The sequence below is a fragment of the Allobosea sp. NPDC055332 genome, from assembly GCF_053645455.1.
Genome location: NZ_JBSHMO010000003.1, coordinates 784,466 through 804,079 on the forward strand (window position 1 = coordinate 784,466; position 19,614 = coordinate 804,079).

Genomic DNA, 19,614 nt, shown 5'->3' on the forward strand with positions numbered 1-19,614 from the left:
GAGGCCCCCATGACTGCCACTGACCAACGCTACACCATCGGCGAGCTCGCCCGCCTCTGCGACCTGCCCGTGCGGCGCATCCGCTTCTATTCCGACAAGGGTCTGCTCCCGCCGGCCACCCGCACCACGGCGAACTACCGCATCTATTCGGACGCCGATGCGGCGCGCCTCGACCTGATCCAGGCCTTGCGCGCCATGGGCGTCGGCCTCGCCGCGATCCAGGGCATCCTCGCCCGCAAGGGCTCGCTCGCCGAGTTGCTGGCGCTGCGGCTCTCGGCGCTCAAGGCGGAGATCGCCGGCAAGCGCCGCATCGCCGCGACCTTGCGCGCCGCCTTGCGCAATCCCGAACCCACCGCAGACGACCTCCGGAGATTATGGACCATGACCAGCCTGTCCAATGCCGACATGCGCAGCCTGACCGAACGCTTCTACGACGAGGTCACCGGCGACAGGATGAACCCCGACTGGCGCCAGAAGGCGATCGAGGCCGGCACGCCCGAGCTCCCGGACGATCCGACGCCGGAGCAGATCGACGCCTTCGCCGAGCTCCGGACGATGCTGAGCGACGAAACGGTCATCGCTCGCGCCAAGGCCGACGCCGAGCTGATGTGGACGCCGGACTTCGACCCCGCCGCCTATCACGCCGCCGCCGAGCGCATCTTCGCTGAGGTTCGCAAGGCGATGGCTGCGGGCGAAGCTCCCGGTTCGGACGCCGGCCGCACCATCGCCCGCGACTGGCTGGACGCCTCGGCCAGGGCGATGAAACGCGAGCCCGACGACGCCTTCCGCGCCTGGCACCTCGACCAATACCGCCGGCACCACGACCGCTCGCTGCGCTACCAGCAATTGCTTGCGACCTTGCGCGGCGAGGACGCGCCCGGCCGTGAATGGTGGTGGATCAACGAGGCGATGACGGCGCTGGTCGTCTGAACGCCGTCACAGGAAGCCGATCCAGCGTCCGGCGACCAACACACAGAGCCAGAGCGAGGCGGAGAGAGTGGCCAGCAGGCGGACCCGCGGGCCGATCTCGCCGCCGGCCAGCACCGGCTTCAGCCCGTGATGCTGGAGCGCGATATTACCCAGCGCCAAGGCGAGCAGGCCGAGCTTGATCAGGAAGGCGGTGTTTCCGAGATACTCGCCCGGCTTCACCGTGAACAGCCAGAAACCCGTCGCCAGTGCCAGCCCCAGCCCGAATGCGGCCGTCCAGATCAGGATCGGGCCGATCAGCGGCAGCATCGAAGCACGCAATACGCCAGCAAGCCGGAGATCGAGTGGCAGGATCGCCCCGAGCAGCAGGCCGATGCCGAGGATGTGCCCGGCATTGACGAAGAGATAAGCCGTGCCGGAGCGCTGCAGCAGCACCGCCCCCGGCCAGCTGCCGAGCCAGTCGACGAGTGTCGCCACAGCGCTTAGTTCGTTTTGATCCGCTCCGGATACATATCGTAGTTCTTGCCGCCGATGGTGATGCGCACCGCCTTCATCTGCTTCTTGCCCGCATCCTGGTGGCGGTTGCCGAGCACGGTGATGGCATCGCCGACCTTCGACGTCTCGGCGGTGAAGTTGGCCCGCGCCGTCTGGCTGGGATTGCCGAGGTCGATCTGCCAGAGCACGCCGTCGGTCGCCGCGACCTGCAGCGTCGGATGCGGCGGCGCCATCGAGATCGAGCGGATCGTACCCTTGAGCTCGCTCTGCTCGTCGACAGCCCAGCCCCAGCCGTGATGCGCCAGGGCCGGCAGCGCGAGAACGGAAACAGCCGCGCCGCAGAGCAGCGCCCGCCGGCCGATCGCGGAACTGGTCATCGTCGAACCCTCCTGATTGCACGAAAGAGCCGAGGCTAACCCGGCGCAGGCGCCCTGTCGCCACGGAGGCGGATCAAAGCTGCGTCATCCGTGGCGCACCACTCAGGGACGGCTTGCGCTATGACTGCCGCGCGAATCCAATCGGAAGGAAGCTCAGACCGTGGACATCTTCGACAGGTTGAAAGCCGCGGCGGCGGCCGATTGGACCTCCTATGTCGAGCACGATTTCGTCCGGCAGATGGGCGACGGCTCGCTGCCCGAGGCGGCCTTCCGGACCTATCTCGTTCAGGACTATCTCTTCCTGATTCAGTTCGCCCGCGCCTATGCGCTGGCGACCTATAAGAGCCGCACCCTTGCCGACATGCGCGCCGCCAAGGCTGGGCTCTCCGCCATCCTCGATCTCGAAATGGACCTGCATGTGCGGCTCTGCGGCCGCTGGGGCCTTTCGCCCGCTGAGCTGGAAGCCGCGCCAGAGCACCAGGCCACGGTGGCCTATACCCGCTTCGTGCTCGATTGCGGGGTTTCGGGCGACCTGCTCGACCTGCATGTCGCCCTCGCCCCTTGCGTCATCGGCTATGCCGAGATCGGCGCGCGCCTGGCCGCCGGCCTCGGCCAGGGGCTCGACAGCCATCCCTATCGCGACTGGATCGGCGAATATGCCGGCGAGCCCTATCAGCAGGTCGCCCGCGACGCCCGCCGCCATCTCGACGCCCTCGCCGCCCGCGCCATGACGGAAGCTCGCTTTGGCGAGCTTGCCGCCCTGTTCGGCCAGGCATCGCGTCTGGAGGCTGATTTCTGGCAGATGGGCCTCCAAGGGGCGCAATAGCTTCGTTCTCCCCTGCTGCGCAGGTCCACGCCCGAGCCTGTCCCGGGGCATCTCGAGCTGGCCCGGATTGGTGCCCGCTGCTGCGCTGAGTGCCAGACGAAGGCCTGCGGGCAGCGCGCGTGCCGCGCGGTGGTTTAATATTGACACTATCTCAATTAAAGGCTACACCTGCCCATAGCGATGGGGAGGCTACCGTGAACGCACCGCAGAACATCCCGCTGGCAGGTCTGCGTGGCGCTCAATGGAACGAGGCGGACCTTCCCCATGGCCTGACCACATCCGTGCATTCGCTGACGACGGTGGACGGTGCCAATGTCAACGGCTTCCTCTATCGCATGGGGGGCGAGAAGGCAGTCTGCTGCATCATGCATCCGCGCGAGATCCTCGCGACCCATTATCTCGTCCCGGAATTGCTCAAGGCAGGTGCTGCCGTCTGGGTCCAGGCGTCACGCTCGGCCGGCAACGACGTCAGGCTCGAGCACGAGCTGGCTCTGCTCGACGTCGATGCCGGCACCTCTTTCCTCAAGGACCGCTACGAGCAGCTCGTCCTGGTCGGCAATTCGGGCGGCGCCGGGCTCTATGCCTATTACACCGAGCAGGCCAACCTGCCGCCCGAGCAGCGCGAGCAGCGGACGCCGGCGGGGCGGCCCGTGCGGCTGGCCGAGGCACCGATGACCCGGCCCGATATCCTCGTCATGGTCGCCCCGCATCCTGGGCAGGGAATTCTGCTGATGAACTCGCTCGACCCGTCGGTCGTCGACGAGCGCGATCCGCTGTCGATCGATCCGGCTCTCTTCCCTTTCAGTGCGGCAAACGGCTTCAGGCCAGAGGGAGCGACATACGCTCCCGATTTCGTCGCGCGCTATCGCGAGGCGCAGCGCAGGCGCGTCGAGACCATCGACGCCAAGGCGCGGGAGATGCTTCGCCTGCGCATATCGGCTCGCAAGCATCTCTCCGACGGCAGCGGCGCTGCCGAGAAGCTCGCCGCGGGCTGGCAGCACCTCTTCGAGGTGCCGCGCACCGATGCCGATCTACGCAACTGGGATTTGAGCCTCGATCCGACGGACAGGCTCGTCGGCTCCCTGTGGGGTAGCGACCCGTTCAAGACCAATATGAACGGCGTCGGCTTCGGTCGCGTCTGCACTCCGGAAAGCTGGCTCTCGACCTGGTCGGGGGTGTCCTCGCGCGCCAGTGTCCTGCGCTGTGCGCCGGCGATCACGCAGCCGACCTTCATCATCCGCTACACGGCGGACGCATGCGTCTTCCCCGGGGATCTCGATGCGATCTGGGCAGCGCTCGGCGCCGGCGACAAAGGGATCGCGGTCATCCGTGGCAACCACCATGGCCAACCCGTTTCGGCCGGGGAGCCGAGCGGACAAGCGCTTGCCGGAGAAGCGATCCGCGGATGGCTCGAGGACAGGCTCTTGACCTGAACCCTGCCTACCGATGGGGAATTTTCGGCCTTAAATTGAGGCAGTATGAATATGAAGATCAACATCATCGGCGGCGGACCATCGGGTCTCTACTTCGCCTACCTCGCGCGTAAGCGCCTGCGCGGCGTCGAGGTCCATGTCCACGAACGGAACGCCCCTGGCGCGACCTTCGGTTTCGGCGTCGTACTCGCGGGCGCCGGCCTCGCCAAACTGGCCGCTGCCGATTCCGCCAGCTTCGAGCGCCTGACGGGGATCACCAAGCCGCTCGGCAACCAGGAGATCATCCTCAATGGCCGGGCTGTTTCGATCGAAGGGCAGGCTTATGGCGGCGCGGTCGAGCGGCTGCGGCTGCTGACGCTGCTGAACGAGCTTTGCGCCGAGGTCGGCGTCACCGTCACGCATCACGATGACATCCGCGACCCCGCCGCCCTCGACGACGCGGATCTGGTCATCGGCGCGGACGGCGCCAACTCGACCTTGCGTGCAGCGAGCTCGGCCGCTTTCGGCACGCAAGGCAGCGAATTGTCGAATGCCTTCGCCTGGTACGGCGCCGAGCGCCGGCATGACCGGCCGACGCTCAGTTTCCGGAATGCCGGCGGCGGCGCCTTCTGCGCGCATTACTATCCCTACACCGACCGCATGTGCACCTTCGTGATGGAGTGCGACCGCGCCGCCTGGGACGGCTGCGGCTTCGGTGCGATGAGCGACGACGAGCGCAAGGCTTTCGTCGAGCAGCTCTATGTGAACGACCTCCACGGCCAGCCACTGGTCTCGAACAAGTCGGAATGGCGGAATTTCCAGCCGATCTGGAACGAGCGCTGGACCCATGGCCATCGCGTGCTGATCGGAGACGCGGTCAGGCGGGCGCATTTCTCGATCGGCTCGGGCACCCGGATCGCGATGGAGGATTCGATCGCGCTCGTCAGCGCGCTCGAAGGGACGCGCGACATCCCCGCCGCCCTTTCCGCTTATGTGGCCGGCCGCAAGCCCGCCGCCGATATCCTGATCGGCGCCGCCCGCGAGAGCTACAGCTGGTACGAGGAGATGGGCCGGCACATGGCCGCCGCGAGCGGCCCCTACGACTTCGCCTATGGCTATCTGACCCGCACCAGCCGCGTCGACGCGGCCAGGGTCGCCGCCGACTACCCAAACTTCATGACGGCTTGCGCCGCCGAGGCCGGAGGGTCCGTGCGATGACGATACCCTATGCCTTCTTCCCGGCGACCGAGGAGATCATCTCCGACGAGCCGCTGGTGATCCGCCGCGTCGTCCGCTGGGGCGACTGCGATCCGGCAGGCGTCGCCTATACGCCGCGCTTTCTGGACTACGTCGTATCGGCGCACGAGGCCTTCGTCAGCCTGATACTCGGTGGGCCGATCCATACGATGAAGGCGGCGGCCGGCGTCGATTTTCCAGTGCGCGGCGTGGAGATCGATTTCCGCAGCCGCCTGCCGCTCGACAGCCCGTTCGAGATGGAGGCGAGGCTCGGCCAGATCCGCTCGCGCACTTTCGACCTGCACGTCATCGCACGGATCGTCGTTGCCGAGGGCAAGCGCCAGGGGCCGATCGCCTTCGTCGCCCGCATTTCCCCGATCACCATCGACCGCGCCAGCAAGGCCGGCGTGCCGCTGCCGCAGGCGCTGCGGTCGAGGCTCGAAGCCTATGCAGCCGCGCATCCCCACAAGCCGGAGGACAAGCCGTGAAGACCTACCGTATCGGACAGATCGTCCCAAGCTCGAACATCACGATGGAGACCGAGATCCCGGCGATGCTGCGCGCCAGGGAGACGATCCGGCCGGAGCGCTTCACCTTTCATGCCAGCCGGATGCGAATGAAGAAGGTCACCGCGGAGGAGCTCGCGGCCATGGACCGCGACAGCCTGCGCTGCGCTCGCGAGCTCGCCGACGCCGACGTCGATGTCATGGGCTATGCCTGCCTCGTCGCGATCATGAGCCAGGGCCTGGGCTATCACAGCATCTCGAAGACCAATCTCGAAGGCGCGATCGCAGAGGAAGGCAAGGCCATCCCGGTCGTCTCTTCGGCCGGCGCCCTGGTCGACGGCCTGAAGGAGATGGGCGCCAGACGCGTCAGCCTGCTGATGCCCTACATGAAGCCGCTGGCTGCGAAGGTCACCGCCTATATCGAGAACGAAGGCTTTACGGTCCATGACAGCCTGGCGCTGGAGATCGAGGACAACCTCGCCGTCGCCGCCCGCGACCCGAGAGCCCTGATCGAGGACGTCAAGCGCCTGGATACGCGCGGCGTTGACGTCGTCGTCCTGTCGGCCTGCGTGCAGATGCCCTCGCTGGCGGCGCTGGCGCCGGTCGAGGCAGCCCTCGGCATTCCCGTCACCTCGGCCGCCGCCTGCACCGTCCGGGCGATGCTGAAATCCGTCGCCCTCGAACCGGTCGCCCCCGGCGCCGGAGCTGTGCTCGCGCCGGGACTGGCCGTCGCCGCCTGAAGCCTGCAAGCCGCGCGAATGCGGCGAGAAACCAAGAAAAACCCATGGAGAGAAACGAAAATGACCAAACTGCTGGCTGCCGGCCTCCTGGCGCTGACCGCGAGCGTCTCGACCGCCGCTCTCGCCGAACCCGTCAAGGTGGGAATGATCACGACCTTGTCCGGCGGCCTCGCTGGGCTCGGCATCGAGGTGCGGGACGGATTCCTGCTGGCGCTGAAGCAGTCCGGCAACAAGGACGTCCAGCTCGTCATCGAGGATGACAATGGCGAGCCGGCCCGCGCCGTCCAGCTCGCCGAGAAGGTGATCAAGGCCGACAAGGTCGATGTGCTGACCGGCATCCTCTATTCCAACCTCGCCATGGCGGTGGTGCCCGGCGTCGTCGCCCAGAAGAAGTTCTATCTGTCGCCGAATGCCGGCCCGTCGCCCCTGGCCGGGGCGAAGTGCAGCCCGTTCTACTTCAACGTCTCCTGGCAGAACGATGCGATGCACGAGGCCATGGGCAACCACGCCAACGAGGCCGGCTACAGGAAGATGTTCATCCTCGCGCCGAACTATCCGGCCGGCACGGACGCTCTCAGGGGCTTCAAGCGCTTCTACAAGGGCGAGCTGGCCGGCGAGCTCTACACCAAGCTCGGGCAGAGCGACTATGCGGCGGAAATCGCGCAGATCCGGGCGTCGGGCGCCGATGCCGTCTATTTCTTCCTGCCGGGCGACATGAGCATCGCCTTCATGAAGCAATACGCACAGGCCGGAGTGAAGATTCCGGTCACCGGTCCGGGCTTCTCGCTCGACCAGGACGTGCTCGGCGCCATGGGCGACATCGCGCTCGGCGTGAAGAACACCTCGCAATGGTCCGAGGATCTCGACAACCCCGCCAACAAGGCCTTCGTCGAGGGGTTCAAGGCCGAGTACAAGCGCCGGCCGTCGATCTATGCGAGCCAGGGCTACGACACCGCCAACCTGCTTCTTTCGGCGGTCGCGAAAGCGAGCGTGAAGGACGCCGCCGCCTTCCGCGCCGCCCTGGAGGCGGCCGATTTCAAGTCGGTCAGGGGAAGCTTCCGCTTCGGCCTCAACCACCACCCGATCCAGGACATCTATGTCCGCGACGTGGTCAAGGTCGACGGCGCGCTCACCAACAGGGTCGTCGGCAAGACCCTCACCGCTCACCAGGACGCCTACGTCAAGGACTGCAAGATCTGACGTAGCCCCCCGAGGCGTGAGCATTCGCCGGGCCGGCCACGTCGCGAGACGAGGACCGGCCACCCGCCCCGCGCGACCAGCGTGACGGGCGAAAACGCTCAGCTCTCGAGACAGCAACCCTCTGGTCTTTTGCAGAAAGGCCCGTCGTGTCCAGCGCACTTCTCGTCGAACAGATTCTGAACGGCCTCCAATTCGGCGTCATGCTCTTCCTCATGGCGGCCGGGCTGACCCTGGTGTTCGGGGTCATGGGACTGATCAATCTCGCCCATGGCTCGCTCTACATGATCGGGGCCTTCGCCTGCGCCACGATCGCGGCCGCGACCGGCTCCTTCTGGCTCGGCCTCGTCGCCAGTCTCGCCGCGGCGGCCGCGGCCGGCACCCTGGTCGAGGTCCTGGTGATCCGGCGGCTCTATGGCCGCGACCATCTCGACCAGGTGCTGGCGACCTTCGCGCTGATCCTGATCTTCTCCGAGGCGACGCGCTGGCTGTTCGGCTCGGTCCCGCTCTATCTCAACGCCCCGCCCCTCCTGTCCGGCGCGGTCGCCCTGCCGGGCGGCGCCCAGTACCCGGTCTATCGCCTCGCGATCATCGCCGTCGGCATCGCTGTGGCGCTCGGGCTCTGGCTCCTGATCTCGAGGACGCGGCTCGGCATGCGCATCCGCGCCGGCGAGAACGACCGCGAGATGATCGGCGCGCTCGGTGTCGACATCAACGGGCTCTATACGATCGTCTTCGCGCTCGGGGCAGCGCTCGCGGGTCTTGCAGGCGCGATGATCGGCGCATTGCAATCGGTCCGGGTCGGCATGGGCGAACCGGTCCTGATCCTCGCCTTCGTCGTCATCGTCATCGGCGGCATCGGCTCGATCGAAGGTGCCCTGGTCGGTGCGCTCATCGTCGGCGTCGTCGATACGCTCGGCCGGATCCTCCTGCCCCAGCTGTTCGGCGCCGTTCTCGGGCCGGCCCAAGGCGCGCTGGTCGGCGGGGCGGTGGCCGCCATGCTGATCTATGTGGTGATGGCGCTCGTCCTTGCCTTCAAGCCGCGCGGCCTTTTCACCGGGAGCGCCTGATCATGAGCCGCGAGAGCATTCTCAACGCCGCTCTGGCGCTCCTCCTGCTGGCGCTGCCTTTCGCCGCCTTCGCGCTGGACGAGCCCTTCTATATCGATCTCGCGACGCGTATGGCCGTGCTCGGCCTCGCCGCGACCGGTCTCAACCTGGCGCTCGGCGTCGGCGGGCTGGTGTCGTTCGGCCATGCCGCCTTCTTCGGCATCGGTGGCTATGTCGCCGGCGTGATGGCGACACATGCCTTCAATGCCGAGCCGATCTTCACCGCGCCCTTCGCGCTATCCGCAACGGATCTGTTGCCGGTGATCTGGATCGCGGCGATGGGTCTCGCCGCGCTCGTCGCCCTGCCGATCGGTGCGATCAGCCTGCGTACCAGCGGCGTCTACTTCATCATGATCACCTTGGCCTTTGCCCAGATGGTCTACTATTTCGCGATCTCCTGGCCGGCCTATGGCGGCGAGGACGGCCTTGCCCTGTCGGTGCGCAACACGCTGCCTGGCCTCGATACGGCCGATGCGCTGAGCTTCTTCCTGATCTGCTACGTCACGCTGATGGCGGGGCTCGCCGCCTTCGCCGTCCTGCGCGGCTCCCGGTTCGGCACGGCGCTCGAAGCCGCCAGGCAGAACGAGATCAGGCTCGCGGCGGTCGGCGTCGCGCCGTTCCGTGTGCGGCTCGTCGCCTTCGCCCTGTCGGCTGCGCTCACCGGACTGGCCGGCGCGCTCTATGCCGACCTCAACAAGTTCGTCAGCCCTTCGATGCTGTCATGGCACATGTCGGGCGTGCTGATCGTGCTGGTGATCCTCGGCGGCGTCGGCCGGCTGTTCGGACCGGTCGCTGGCGCGATGCTCTATGTGTTCCTCGAATTCGCACTCGGCGGCCTGACCGAGCGCTGGCAGTTCTTTCTCGGCCTGATCCTGCTTGGCGTCGTCCTGTTCGCGCGCGGCGGGCTCATCGGCATGCTGGCCGGGAGGCTTCGCCATGGCTGAGGCGCTACTCCAGATCCGCAATCTCAAGAAGAGCTTCGGTGCGCTGAGGGCGACGAACGACGTCAGCATCGACCTCAGGCCCGGCGAGGTGCATGCGCTGATCGGCCCCAACGGCGCCGGCAAGAGCACCCTGATGCATCTCATCTCCGGCTTCCTGAAGCCGGACGCCGGCGAGATCCTCTTCGGCGGGCAGGACATCACGGGGATCGGCATGGCCGGCCGCGCCCGCCTCGGGCTCGGGCGCACCTTCCAGATCTCCTCGCTCGCTCCGGACTTCTCGGCGCTCCGCAATGTGATGCTCGCCGTCCAGTCGCGGCAGGGCTCGAGCTTCCGCTTTGTCCGGCCCGTCCGTCGCGACGCGTCGCTGATCGAGCCCGCCATGGCGGCGCTCGAACGGGCCGGGCTTGCGACGCGCGCGGACGTCCTGGCCGCCGAGCTCTCGCATGGCGAGCGACGCCAGCTCGAGATCGCGATGGCTCTGGCGCTCGGCGCCAAGGCTTTTCTCTTCGACGAGCCCATGGCCGGCATGGGACCCGAGAGCGCCAGGACGCTCACGACCTTCCTCGACCGGCTCAGGCGGGAAGCCCCGGTTCTCCTGATCGAACACGACATGGATGCCGTGTTCGCGCTGGCCGACCGGATATCGGTTCTCGTCTATGGCAGCGTCATCGCCACGGGAACCGTCGAGGAGATCCGCCGCAATACGGATGTGCGCAGCGCCTATCTGGGAGATATGCCATGAGCCTGCTCGCGGTCTCCGGGCTCGAGACGTTCTATGGCGCGTCGCAGGCGCTGTTCGGCGTCGAACTCGATGTCGAGGAGGGCGAAGTCGTCGCCCTGATGGGGCGTAACGGCATGGGCAAGACGACTACCATCCGCTCGATCATGGGTCTCTCGCGGCCGCACGGCGGCAGCGTGCGCTTCGACGGTCGCGAAGTCGCCGGCATGGGGTCCCACCACATCGCGCGGCTCGGCATCGGGCTCGTACCCGAAGGGCGGCGCTGCTTCTCGAACCTCACCGTCCACGAAAACCTCGTCGCCGCTGCCCGGCCCGGCCCCTGGAACGAGCATCGCGTCGTCGCGCTCTTTCCGCGCCTCGGCGAACGCCGCAATCAGTATGCCCGCTCGCTGTCGGGCGGCGAGCAGCAGATGCTGGCGGTCGGACGGGCGCTGATGACCAATCCGCGGCTGCTCGTCGTCGACGAGGCGACGGAGGGGCTGGCGCCGATCATCCGGCAGGACATCTGGTCGGTCATCCGCACGCTGAAGGCCAACGGGCAGTCCATCCTCGTCGTCGACAAGACCCTGTGCGAGCTGCTGCCGACCGTCGACCGCTGCTTCATCCTCGAAAAAGGCAGGACGGTGCATCAGGGGGCGAGCGCGACACTGACCCATGAGGTCCTCGATCGCTATCTCGGTGTCTAGGCGCCGCTTGTCGCAGCCAAGACGAAGAGGCGGTTCTCAGCCCCGGTTTTCCTACGCCTTCGAGCGCTCTGCAGCGAACCGATCGAGTAGCGCCTGCAGCCCGATCTGGAAGGTTTCCCTCGCATTGACGTGCGCGAACTGGCGCAGCGCGTATTTCAGCCCGGGCATCGCGCCGTTCGGGTAGCTGTCGGCCTTCTTGAGCAGAAAGGCCTCATGCTCCACCGGCGCGAGCCGCGACGCTTCCGAGCCGGCCGCGGTCAGGCAGTGCAGCGCCAGGGCATGGTAGAATTGCGCTGTCTGCTTCGGGTCGAAACCCGCTTCCTTGAACATGGAAAAGACCCGGTCGAGGTAGAGCGCGCCGTAGTCGGTTTCTCCTTCGCGGACCTTCTGGAACACGCGAAACTTCGCGTGCATGAGGATGTGCTCGGCCGCGCCGCGATGGGTGCCGTAGGCATCCCGCAGCGCATTGGCGAAGTTGCCGATCTGGTCGCGCCAGCTCGAGCTCGGCTCGAGACCGGCAAGTCTCACCTGCAGATCCTTGTAAAAGCGGTTCAGGATTGCAGATATCAGGTCGTCCTTGGTGCCGAGATGATAGTGCAAGGCGCCCGGAACCACGCCCAGTTCCTTGGCCAGGCCGACAAACGAAATATCGTCCAGGGATTGTTGCCGTGCCTGATCATAGGCGAGGTCGACGACAGCCTCGCGGTTGACGAGGCCCATATCGTTCTGCCCATCGAGCCGCGGGCGGCCTCGCCCGCGAGGCGCTTTCACCTTCTCTGCGTCCATGCCCGATATTGACATGGCGGGAATTGCGATACCAGCCGGAAACAATATTGATATAGTCTCAATTAAGGATTATGCTGCGGATGCAACCATGGCAAGGGAGTAGCGAGATGACCGAACCGACAGCCCGGCTGGGCAAGCGCGAGGACGCCTCCTCCGCAGCAAACTTCAACGAGGCGATGGGCGTCGGCGACGGCAGCATGGTGGGCCTCAGGCACGCGAGTCTCGACGGCGTGCGATTGTCGCTGAACGGCGTCGACCACACCGCCCGGCCAACCTGGAAGCTGAACGAGACCGTGGAGTTCTATCGGGATATCCTGGGCCTGCCGCTGGTGCATGCGATCAGCGCCCGGGGCTGGGGCCCGCCGGGCCACCATGATTTCCTGCACTTCTTCTTCGATGCCGGCAAAGGCGCGACGATCGCCTTCTTCTATTACATCGGCTCGGAGCGCCCCGAGAAATACGTGCCGGAAGAGCATCACTTCTATTTCGCCACCCACACGGCCTGGGCAGTGGAGACGGAAGCGCAACTCATCCAGTGGAAGGAGACCCTCGAGGCCAGGGGTATCAAGGTCTCGCCCTACACCAAGCACGAGATCCTGGAGTCCATCTACTTCACGGACCCCAACGGCTACCCCGTCGAGGTCACGCTGCGCCTGCGTGAAACCGAGGTGATTGACGAGGTCGACGCCAGGCTGACGATCCAGGCCGCCATGGAGACCGAGGCCGAAGCGCGCGCCGGGAACAGGCTGCTCGCCGACATCGACACCGTCTGGCGCCGCAAGGCCAAGCTCGTGGACGCCTACAAGGGAGAGCCGGCATGATCACCGTCTATGTGGTCGACGTCCCGGAGTTTCGGCCGATGGTCGAAACCGCCGAGGGCCAGGACGGGGTCACGGTCTCGGGTCCGGTCAAGGGCTATTGGACGATCGAGGCGTCGACGGAGCTCCGCTTCAGCCGCAAGGCCATGAAGATGAAACCGGCCGTCTGGTACGGCATCTTCACCGGCGGCCTCAACGGCGAGATCGCCGACTGGGGTCGCGACGAGGTCCGCGTCGTCGGCACTAACAAGCCGCTCTAAAGCGCTGGGCAGACACGGGAAACCGGCTGGACGCTGATCGCGGCCGGCCGGCTTCGTTTGTCGATCGATGAGATGATTCAGCCCTGCTCCTCGCGGAGCTTGGCCGCGATCATGTCGCGCAGGGCCTGACGGTCGAGCTTGCCGACCCGCGTCGTCGGGAAGGCGTCGATCGCCTCGATCCGCTCGGGCCGCTTGAAATTCGCCAGCCCGCGGGCACCCAGGAAGTCGCCCAGTTCCCTCACGTCCGGCAGCGCCGCGCCGGGGGCGGCGATGAGATAGGCGCAGGCCTTCTCCCCGTACTGGGGATCGGGCATGGCGACCACCTTCGAATCGGCGATCGCCGGGTGCTGATTGATCAGCGCTTCGATGTCCTCCGTCCCGAATTTCTCGCCGCCGCGGTCGATATTGTCCTTCAGCCGCCCCTCGAAGGAATAGTGACGCTCGCCGTCGATCAGATGCGCGCGCATCAGGTCGCCCGTCCGGAAGAAGCCGTCCGAGGTGAACTTGCCGCTCGTCTGCACGGGGTCTCCCATATAGGCGCCGAAGCGGGAGGGACCCCGGAAGCAGAGTTCGCCGATCTCCCCGAGCGGAACCTCGTTGCCGGAAGGATCCACCAGGCGAATCTCGTCGAGCGGAGAAGCCGGGACGCCGACCGTACCGTGTCGGGCCGCATGCGGCGCGCCGGGGCGCGCGCAGGTCAGCAACCCCTCGGTGATTCCATAGGCGTTCATCACCGGTACGCCGACATGGGCCTCGATCCGGTCCGCGCCGCTCAGCGTGGTCAGGAAGCGCAACGACGAGATGTCGTGATCGGCGATGCGGTCATAGGCCAGGATGCCACTGGCGACGGGGCCGATGCTGCCCGAATAGGTGACGCGCTCCGTTTCGATCAGGGTGAAGAACTCCCGCGCGTCGAAACGCTGCATGAGCACGAGTTTTCGTCCGCCGCTGATCGCGGGAAACAGGTGGTAGATCATCGCCGCGTTGTGGATGAGCGGCAGGGACCAGAGATGGACGTCGTCCGGACCGAGTCCCAGCAAGCACTCCCAGGACACGACATAGGCCATGTATTCGCCGTGCAGCCGCGGGATGACCTTCGGCAGGCCGGTCGATCCACCAGAGAGCTGCAGCATCAGCACATCGTTCGGACCGGGCCGAATTGCGTCGATAGCGGCATCGCGGGGCGTCTCGACCAGCTGCGCGAAATCGAGTTCTCCGTCGGCCGCGGCGCCGTGCACCACCATGGTATGGCTGAGCGTCGCGATCTCACCCCGCATCTCCCGGGCGAACTGCACCAGATCGAAGCTCGACGGATAATCCGCCTGAACGATGTGAAGGCGCGGCTTCGTGATGGCGCCGATCGCACGGATCTCATGGCCGCGATGCTGCGGCAGCGTGCAGACCGGAACGATCCCGGCCTTGAGGCAGCCGAAGAGCGCGACGACGGTATCGGGAATGGTTCCCATCTGGAACAGAGCCGTATCGCCCGGGCGAAGTCCCGCAGCCAGCAGGCCCGATGCGAGATTGTCCGACTGCCTCTGCAGCTCCCGGAAGGTCATCCGCGTACCGCTGCCGACCAAGACCGTCTTGTCGGGGGTGCGCTCGACGGATGAAGCAAGCGCCTCCAACGTGGTTTGCGGCACCGCCTGACGCGGCTCCTGCCCAATGCTCGCCATCCTGTCTCCTCCCGATTGTCCTCTATCCTCACATTAATTGATATAGTGTCAATTAAAAATTGCAGCACGACTCTGCCGCCGCATGATCGAGCAGATGAACAACGAAGGCTGAGCGCCGGATGCTGGCGGATCGCCGCCTGCCGAAAGCGAAGCCCGTACCGCCCTGCCCTTCACCTACGGCTCGGCGGCCAAGCGCGACGTCGCCCGGCGCATCAGGTCGAGCAGGTGCAAGGCGGCGGGCGTCAGGGGCAGGTCGGAGCGCTGGACGAGAACCAGCGGCGGCGCCGTCAGCTCTTCCTCGACCCTGATCGTGCTCAGCGCCTTTCCGGTCATCTCGAAGCGCTCCCACTGCGCCGGGACCATCGCCAGAAGGTCGCTGTTGGCGAGGCAGGTCAGCAAGGTCAAGGCCGATTGGCTGCGCACCGCCAGCCGCGGCGGCGGCAGGCCATGGCGGGCGAAGAAGGCGTTGATCTCGTCGCTGGCATCGGCAGTGATCGAGGTGGTGACCCAGTCCTGGCCGACGAGCTCGCGCAATGAGGTCGCCGCCGCCAGCGGATGGCCGGCGCGGCAGAGCACGATGCGGCGGTTGTGGAACAGCACCTCTCGGCTGAGCTGCGGCACCGGCTGGGCGCCGCCATCGGGGCCGATGTAGAAATCGACCGTGCCGTCGCGCAGGCGCTCCTCAAGCGTCGGATAGAAGCCCTCGATGATGTGCAGTTTAATGTCGGGATAGCGCGTGCGGAACGGCCGCAGGCTCGGCGGCAGCAAAGCGAGATGCGCCGCGATCGACAGCCCGACCGTGACCGTGCCGGTGCCCGCGCCTCTGAGCTGCTCGACCTCCTCGCGGGTGCGCCTGATCTCGGTCAGGATCGACCTGGCCCGGGCGACGAAGGCCTCGCCAAGCGGCGTCGCGACCACCCCGCGGGCACGGCGTTCGAACAGGGGCGCGCCGAGCTCGCGCTCCAGCAAGGCGAGGCTGCGCGTCAGGGCCGGCTGCGCGATCTGCAGATGCCGGGCGGCGGCCCGCATGCTGCCGCGCTCGGCGATCGCCACCACCTCTTCGAAATGATCCAGCTTCATCAGCCCGGCCTCGCAGCTCGGCCTAGCGATACCGGTTTGCTATCGCTCCTGCAATTTTGCCATCTGTTCAGGTATCTATGCCGGAGCTAGCCATTCCTCACGAACACAACAGCGGCCGCCTCGGAGAACCGGGAGACGGCCCTTTCGGGAGGACGGCATGGAGATCATCAAGCCCGCATTCCATCACGTCACCTTCAAGACGAGCCGGCTCGACGAGATGGTGGCGTGGTACGGCACGGTCGTCGGCGCCCGGCCGAACTTCCAGGATGCCAGTAATGCCTGGACGACCAATGACGAGGCCAATCACCGCGTCGCCTTCCTCTCGGCGCCCGGGCTCGGAGACGATCCCGACAAGCGCAGCCATAACGGCATGCACCACAGCGCCTTCGAGTATGAGAGCTTCGCCGACCTGATGTCGTCCTATGCCCGCCTGCGCGACGAGGGCATCGAACCTGCTTTCAGCCTCGACCACGGCATGACGATCTCGATCTACTACAAGGATCCCGAAGGCAATTTCGTCGAGCTGCAATGCGACACGTACGGTGACTGGCGGCAGTCGAGTGAATGGATGCGCTCCTCGCCGGATTTCGCCGCCAATCCGATCGGCACCTTCTTCGATCCGGAGCGGGTCTATCAGGCCCACAAGGCCGGCAAGACCTTTGACGAGCTGCATATCGCGATGCGCCGCGGCGACTATCAGCCGGCCGGCACGCCCGATCTCGGATTGCCGGCGTGAGCAGCGCCGCGCTCGCTCCGCAGGACCGGCTCGCGATCGAGCAGTTGATCCAGCGCCATGCCTGGCTGATCGACCATGGCGAGGCGGACAAGGTCGGCGAGCTCTTCGCTGACGATGCCGCGCTCTACGGTGTCGGCCCCGACAAAACCGGCCGCGCCGCCATCGCCGAATGGGGCCGCCAGCGCGCCGCGATGACCGAACGCCGCTCGCGCCATCTCCAGAGCAACATCCTGATCGAGCCCGTCGCTCAAGATGCCGCGCGCGGCTGGGTCGCGCTGACGCTCGACCGCCATGACGGGCCGGGCCAGGGATCGGCCACGCCTCTGCTCGCCGCCGAATATGCCGATCGCTACGTCAGGGAGCCGGACGGCACCTGGCTCTTCGCCGAGCGGCGGCTCGCCGTCCTGTTCGGTACAGCCTGACGAACCCGACATTTATCGCCTCGCCGCCCCGGCTGGAGGCGCCCGAGAAGGAGGAAACCCATGCGTCTCGCTACCATCCTGAGCGGCGGCAAGCCGGGCCTCGCCGCCTATCGTGGCCAGGAGCTGATCGACCTTGCCAAGGCCGGCCCGGGCCTGCCCACGGACATGCTCGCCTTCCTCGCCGGTGGAGAGGCCGCCCGCGCGGCAATCGCGAGGGCGCTGGATGATTCGCCGTCCTCGGCGGCTCTCGATCACGAGACCACGACTTTCCTGCCGGTAGTGCCGCGTCCCGGTAAGATCATCTGCGTCGGGCTGAACTATGCCGACCATTCGGCCGAGAGCGGCTTCAAGCAGCCGGATTACCCGACCTTGTTCGGCCGCTTCGCCACCAGCCTGATCGGCCACAGAGCGCCATTGATCCGGCCTGATCTCTCCGACCAGCTCGACTATGAGGGCGAGATCGCCGCTGTGATCGGCCGGCGCGGCAAGCATGTGTCCATGGCGAACGCGCTCGACCATGTCGCCGGCTACGCCGTCTTCAACGAGGGCTCGGTGCGCGACTACCAGTTCAAGGCGCCGCAATGGACCGTTGGCAAGAATTTCGACGGCACCGGCGCCTTCGGCCCGGCGCTGGTCACGGCCGACGAGCTCCCGCCCGGCGCGCGTGGCCTCAAGCTGACGACGAGGCTGAATGGGCAGATCGTGCAGAGCACCAGCACCGACGACATGGTCTTCGACGTCGCGAGCCTGATCTCGATCATCAGCGAGGCGATCACGCTGGAGCCCGGCGACGTCATCGTCACCGGCACGCCGGCCGGCGTCGGCGTGGCGCGCAAGCCCCAGCTCTTCATGAAGCCCGGCGATGTCTGCGAAGTCGAGGTCGAAGGCATCGGCACCCTCGTCAACCCGATCGCGCAGGAAGCGGCCGAGCGGGCTGCGGCCTGACGACGGATCATGGAGAGCTTGGAACCGTGACCAAGACCGGCAAGGACATCGACGTATTGATCGCCGGCGCCGGGCCGGTCGGTCTTGCCGCCGCGATCGAGCTCGGCCAGCGCGGCATTTCCTGCCTCGTGGTCGAGCGCAACGATCGCGTCGGCTATTCGCCGCGTGCCAAGACCACCAATGTCCGGACACGCGAGCACTTGCGCCGCTGGGGCATCGCCGACGCCCTGCGCGCGGCCTCGCCGATCCCGCCGGACTATCCCTCCAATGTCGTCTTCGCGACGCGGATGAACGGCCCCGAGCTCGCCCGCTTCGGCAACGCGCTGAACGGCAGCCGCGCCCGCAACGACCTCTATTCGGAAGAGGCGCAATGGGTGCCGCAATATGTGCTCGAGGAGGTGCTGCGCCAGCACGCGGCATCGCTGCCGGGCGTCACGATCAGCTTCAACACTGAGCTCACCTCCTTTGCCGATGACGGCCGCGGAGTCGTGGCGCGATTGAAGGACGTGACCAGCGGCGCGGTGCGTGAGGTCGCAAGCGCCTATCTGATCGGCGCCGATGGCGCGCGCAGCTCGGTGCGCGAGGCCATCGGCGCCCGGATGGAGGGCGAAGGTGCCTTCTCGAAGAACTACAACATCATCTTCCGCGCGCCGGAGCTCGCCTCCCGTCACGCCCATGGCCCGGCGATCATGTACTGGATGGTCAATGAGGAGGTGCCCTCGCTGCTCGGCCCGATGGACAGCGAAGGGCTCTGGTTCTTCATGGCGACCAAGCTCGCCAACGATGTCGACCCGGCCAGCGTCGATCCGGTCGAGCTGATCCGCCGCGGCACCGGCCTCGCCGACCTTAAGATCGAGATCGTCGGCCGCGATCCCTGGGTCGCGCATCGCCTGGTCGCCGACCGCTATGAGAAGGGCCGCGTCTTCCTCGCCGGCGACGCCTGCCATCTCCATCCGCCCTTCGGCGGCTTCGGCATGAACATGGGCATCGGCGACGCCGTCGATCTCGGCTGGAAGTTGGCCGCGGTGCTGCAGAGCTGGGGCGGGCCGGAACTGCTCGCGAGCTATGCCGCAGAGCGGCGCAAGGTGCATGAGCGCACCATCGCCGAGGCGGTGATCAATTACGGCGCTGTCGGTAACCAGCTGGTCCGACAAGGCCTGGAAGAGCCGGGCCCGCTCGGCGACGCCACGCGGCGCGAGGTCGGCGAATTGATCGAGGCGACGAAGCTGCGCGAATTCCGTACGCTCGGCATCGTGCTCGGTACGCGCTACGAGGATTCCCCGATCATCGTGCCCGATGGCAGCGCTCCGCCGGTCGAGCATTTCATGCTCTATGTGCCCTCGGCCCATCCGGGGTGCCTGGCGCCGCATCTCTGGCTGGCCGACGGCTCCTCGCTCTACGACCATTTCGGCCAAGGCTTCACTCTGCTCGCCACCGCTGGCGACGGTGCTGAGGCTGCGCCACTGCTCGCCGCAGCTGCCCGCCTCGGCATTCCCCTGAAGCTGCTGCTGCCGGGTGACCGCCGCCTGCCTACCCGCTATGGCGCACGCTTCGCCCTGATCCGGCCCGACCAGCATGTCGCCTGGCGCGGCGATGCGCTCCCGGCCGATTGCGAGGCGCTACTCGCCATCGTCACCGGCCGGATGAAGCTGGACGCCGCGATCGGGATACCGGCCACGGCCGCCTAGGAACGACAC

Annotated in this window: 22 protein-coding genes; 17 read left to right on the plus strand and 5 right to left on the minus strand. The window is 66.7% G+C overall.

Features of this window, described 5'->3' with window-relative positions; genetic code table 11:
- Nucleotides 1–9: 9 nt before the first annotated feature.
- Complete coding sequence (locus tag ACWIGM_RS19985; RefSeq protein ID WP_454027694.1) at nt 10–930, plus strand: MerR family transcriptional regulator; 921 nt, start codon at nt 10–12, stop codon at nt 928–930.
- Between the two features lie 6 nt (nt 931–936).
- Here the strand turns inward: ACWIGM_RS19985 and ACWIGM_RS19990 are convergent, their stop codons facing one another.
- Together ACWIGM_RS19990 and ACWIGM_RS19995 are read right to left on the minus strand one after the other, a co-directional pair.
- The gene (locus ACWIGM_RS19990) at nt 937–1,404 is read right to left on the minus strand and encodes a DUF2214 domain-containing protein (RefSeq protein WP_454027695.1); all 468 of its coding nucleotides are present in this window, start codon (nt 1,402–1,404) and stop codon (nt 937–939) included.
- Between the two features lie 5 nt (nt 1,405–1,409).
- Nucleotides 1,410–1,799, minus strand: coding sequence for a DUF6152 family protein (locus ACWIGM_RS19995; RefSeq protein ID WP_454027696.1), 390 nt, complete (start codon nt 1,797–1,799; stop codon nt 1,410–1,412).
- 160 nt (nt 1,800–1,959) lie between these two features.
- Here ACWIGM_RS19995 and ACWIGM_RS20000 point away from each other — a divergent pair, with 160 nt between their 5' ends.
- The 10 genes from ACWIGM_RS20000 (at nt 1,960) to ACWIGM_RS20045 (ending at nt 11,194) form a co-directional block, all read left to right on the plus strand.
- Complete coding sequence (locus ACWIGM_RS20000) at nt 1,960–2,625, plus strand: TenA family protein (protein WP_454027697.1); 666 nt, start codon at nt 1,960–1,962, stop codon at nt 2,623–2,625.
- A 194-nt stretch (nt 2,626–2,819) separates the two neighbouring features.
- The gene (locus tag ACWIGM_RS20005; RefSeq protein ID WP_454027698.1) at nt 2,820–4,058 is read left to right on the plus strand and encodes a hypothetical protein; all 1,239 of its coding nucleotides are present in this window, start codon (nt 2,820–2,822) and stop codon (nt 4,056–4,058) included.
- A 51-nt stretch (nt 4,059–4,109) separates the two neighbouring features.
- Nucleotides 4,110–5,255, plus strand: coding sequence for an FAD-dependent monooxygenase (locus tag ACWIGM_RS20010; RefSeq protein WP_454027699.1), 1,146 nt, complete (start codon nt 4,110–4,112; stop codon nt 5,253–5,255).
- Nucleotides 5,252–5,761 (plus strand): acyl-CoA thioesterase, encoded by a 510-nt coding sequence (locus ACWIGM_RS20015; RefSeq protein ID WP_454027700.1) that lies wholly within the window; start codon nt 5,252–5,254, stop codon nt 5,759–5,761. The genes ACWIGM_RS20010 and ACWIGM_RS20015 overlap by 4 nt, the downstream gene beginning before the upstream one ends.
- A gap of 44 nt (nt 5,762–5,805) precedes the next feature.
- Nucleotides 5,806–6,519, plus strand: a complete 714-nt coding sequence (locus tag ACWIGM_RS20020; RefSeq protein ID WP_454028029.1) for a maleate cis-trans isomerase family protein — start codon at nt 5,806–5,808, stop codon at nt 6,517–6,519.
- Between the two features lie 60 nt (nt 6,520–6,579).
- Entirely contained in the window at nt 6,580–7,719 is a 1,140-nt protein-coding gene (locus ACWIGM_RS20025) for an ABC transporter substrate-binding protein (RefSeq protein WP_454027701.1), read from the plus strand.
- Nucleotides 7,720–7,865: 146 nt separating this feature from the next.
- A complete protein-coding gene (locus tag ACWIGM_RS20030) occupies nt 7,866–8,786 on the plus strand; it encodes a branched-chain amino acid ABC transporter permease (RefSeq protein ID WP_454027702.1) in 921 nt (306 codons plus the stop codon).
- 2 nt (nt 8,787–8,788) lie between these two features.
- Nucleotides 8,789–9,769: a branched-chain amino acid ABC transporter permease gene (locus ACWIGM_RS20035; protein WP_454027703.1), complete on the plus strand. Its 981-nt coding sequence runs from the start codon at nt 8,789–8,791 to the stop codon at nt 9,767–9,769.
- Complete coding sequence (locus tag ACWIGM_RS20040; RefSeq protein WP_454027704.1) at nt 9,762–10,511, plus strand: ABC transporter ATP-binding protein; 750 nt, start codon at nt 9,762–9,764, stop codon at nt 10,509–10,511. Before ACWIGM_RS20035 ends, ACWIGM_RS20040 begins: the two co-directional genes overlap by 8 nt.
- Nucleotides 10,508–11,194, plus strand: a complete 687-nt coding sequence (locus tag ACWIGM_RS20045; RefSeq protein ID WP_454027705.1) for an ABC transporter ATP-binding protein — start codon at nt 10,508–10,510, stop codon at nt 11,192–11,194. The genes ACWIGM_RS20040 and ACWIGM_RS20045 overlap by 4 nt, the downstream gene beginning before the upstream one ends.
- Before the next feature lie 51 nt (nt 11,195–11,245).
- Here the strand turns inward: ACWIGM_RS20045 and ACWIGM_RS20050 are convergent, their stop codons facing one another.
- Nucleotides 11,246–11,980 (minus strand): TetR/AcrR family transcriptional regulator, encoded by a 735-nt coding sequence (locus tag ACWIGM_RS20050; RefSeq protein WP_454027706.1) that lies wholly within the window; start codon nt 11,978–11,980, stop codon nt 11,246–11,248.
- A 107-nt stretch (nt 11,981–12,087) separates the two neighbouring features.
- Here ACWIGM_RS20050 and ACWIGM_RS20055 point away from each other — a divergent pair, with 107 nt between their 5' ends.
- Together ACWIGM_RS20055 and ACWIGM_RS20060 are read left to right on the plus strand one after the other, a co-directional pair.
- Complete coding sequence (locus ACWIGM_RS20055) at nt 12,088–12,801, plus strand: VOC family protein (RefSeq protein ID WP_454027707.1); 714 nt, start codon at nt 12,088–12,090, stop codon at nt 12,799–12,801.
- On the plus strand, nt 12,798–13,058 hold the full coding sequence (locus tag ACWIGM_RS20060; RefSeq protein WP_454027708.1) for a hypothetical protein: 261 nt from the start codon (nt 12,798–12,800) through the stop codon (nt 13,056–13,058). Before ACWIGM_RS20055 ends, ACWIGM_RS20060 begins: the two co-directional genes overlap by 4 nt.
- Before the next feature lie 77 nt (nt 13,059–13,135).
- Here the strand turns inward: ACWIGM_RS20060 and ACWIGM_RS20065 are convergent, their stop codons facing one another.
- Nucleotides 13,136–14,734 carry an AMP-binding protein gene (locus ACWIGM_RS20065; protein WP_454027709.1) on the minus strand — a complete coding sequence of 533 codons (1,599 nt, stop codon included), beginning with the start codon at nt 14,732–14,734 and terminating at the stop codon, nt 13,136–13,138.
- Nucleotides 14,735–14,908: 174 nt separating this feature from the next.
- Entirely contained in the window at nt 14,909–15,814 is a 906-nt protein-coding gene (locus ACWIGM_RS20070; protein ID WP_454027710.1) for a LysR family transcriptional regulator, read from the minus strand.
- Between the two features lie 157 nt (nt 15,815–15,971).
- On the opposite strand from ACWIGM_RS20070, the gene ACWIGM_RS20075 reads away from it, so the two are divergent.
- The 4 genes from ACWIGM_RS20075 to ACWIGM_RS20090 are packed head-to-tail and all read left to right on the plus strand — an operon-like array spanning nt 15,972 to nt 19,605.
- Nucleotides 15,972–16,550, plus strand: a complete 579-nt coding sequence (locus tag ACWIGM_RS20075; protein WP_454027711.1) for a VOC family protein — start codon at nt 15,972–15,974, stop codon at nt 16,548–16,550.
- Nucleotides 16,547–16,972, plus strand: a complete 426-nt coding sequence (locus tag ACWIGM_RS20080; RefSeq protein ID WP_454027712.1) for a nuclear transport factor 2 family protein — start codon at nt 16,547–16,549, stop codon at nt 16,970–16,972. Before ACWIGM_RS20075 ends, ACWIGM_RS20080 begins: the two co-directional genes overlap by 4 nt.
- A 60-nt stretch (nt 16,973–17,032) precedes the next feature.
- On the plus strand, nt 17,033–17,917 hold the full coding sequence (locus ACWIGM_RS20085; protein ID WP_454027713.1) for a fumarylacetoacetate hydrolase family protein: 885 nt from the start codon (nt 17,033–17,035) through the stop codon (nt 17,915–17,917).
- Between the two features lie 26 nt (nt 17,918–17,943).
- Nucleotides 17,944–19,605, plus strand: a complete 1,662-nt coding sequence (locus ACWIGM_RS20090; RefSeq protein WP_454027714.1) for an FAD-dependent monooxygenase — start codon at nt 17,944–17,946, stop codon at nt 19,603–19,605.
- Nucleotides 19,606–19,614 lie beyond the last annotated feature (9 nt).

Excerpts from the sequence above, each read along its gene's own strand:
- ACWIGM_RS20040 (WP_454027704.1), top strand. The coding sequence starts at position 9,762 with ATGGCTGAGGCGCTACTCCAGATCCGCAATCTCAAGAAGAGCTTCGGT.
- ACWIGM_RS20025 (WP_454027701.1), top strand. The coding sequence starts at position 6,580 with ATGACCAAACTGCTGGCTGCCGGCCTCCTGGCGCTGACCGCGAGCGTC.
- ACWIGM_RS20010 (WP_454027699.1), top strand. The coding sequence starts at position 4,110 with ATGAAGATCAACATCATCGGCGGCGGACCATCGGGTCTCTACTTCGCC.
- ACWIGM_RS20020 (WP_454028029.1), top strand. The coding sequence starts at position 5,806 with ATGGAGACCGAGATCCCGGCGATGCTGCGCGCCAGGGAGACGATCCGG.
- ACWIGM_RS20060 (WP_454027708.1), top strand. The coding sequence starts at position 12,798 with ATGATCACCGTCTATGTGGTCGACGTCCCGGAGTTTCGGCCGATGGTC.
- ACWIGM_RS20085 (WP_454027713.1), top strand. The coding sequence starts at position 17,033 with ATGCGTCTCGCTACCATCCTGAGCGGCGGCAAGCCGGGCCTCGCCGCC.
- ACWIGM_RS19985 (WP_454027694.1), top strand. The coding sequence starts at position 10 with ATGACTGCCACTGACCAACGCTACACCATCGGCGAGCTCGCCCGCCTC.
- ACWIGM_RS20065 (WP_454027709.1), bottom strand. The coding sequence starts at position 14,734 with ATGGCGAGCATTGGGCAGGAGCCGCGTCAGGCGGTGCCGCAAACCACG.
- ACWIGM_RS20070 (WP_454027710.1), bottom strand. The coding sequence starts at position 15,814 with ATGAAGCTGGATCATTTCGAAGAGGTGGTGGCGATCGCCGAGCGCGGC.
- ACWIGM_RS20035 (WP_454027703.1), top strand. The coding sequence starts at position 8,789 with ATGAGCCGCGAGAGCATTCTCAACGCCGCTCTGGCGCTCCTCCTGCTG.
- ACWIGM_RS20075 (WP_454027711.1), top strand. The coding sequence starts at position 15,972 with ATGGAGATCATCAAGCCCGCATTCCATCACGTCACCTTCAAGACGAGC.
- ACWIGM_RS20015 (WP_454027700.1), top strand. The coding sequence starts at position 5,252 with ATGACGATACCCTATGCCTTCTTCCCGGCGACCGAGGAGATCATCTCC.
- ACWIGM_RS20045 (WP_454027705.1), top strand. The coding sequence starts at position 10,508 with ATGAGCCTGCTCGCGGTCTCCGGGCTCGAGACGTTCTATGGCGCGTCG.
- ACWIGM_RS20055 (WP_454027707.1), top strand. The coding sequence starts at position 12,088 with ATGACCGAACCGACAGCCCGGCTGGGCAAGCGCGAGGACGCCTCCTCC.
- ACWIGM_RS19995 (WP_454027696.1), bottom strand. The coding sequence starts at position 1,799 with ATGACCAGTTCCGCGATCGGCCGGCGGGCGCTGCTCTGCGGCGCGGCT.
- ACWIGM_RS20050 (WP_454027706.1), bottom strand. The coding sequence starts at position 11,980 with ATGGACGCAGAGAAGGTGAAAGCGCCTCGCGGGCGAGGCCGCCCGCGG.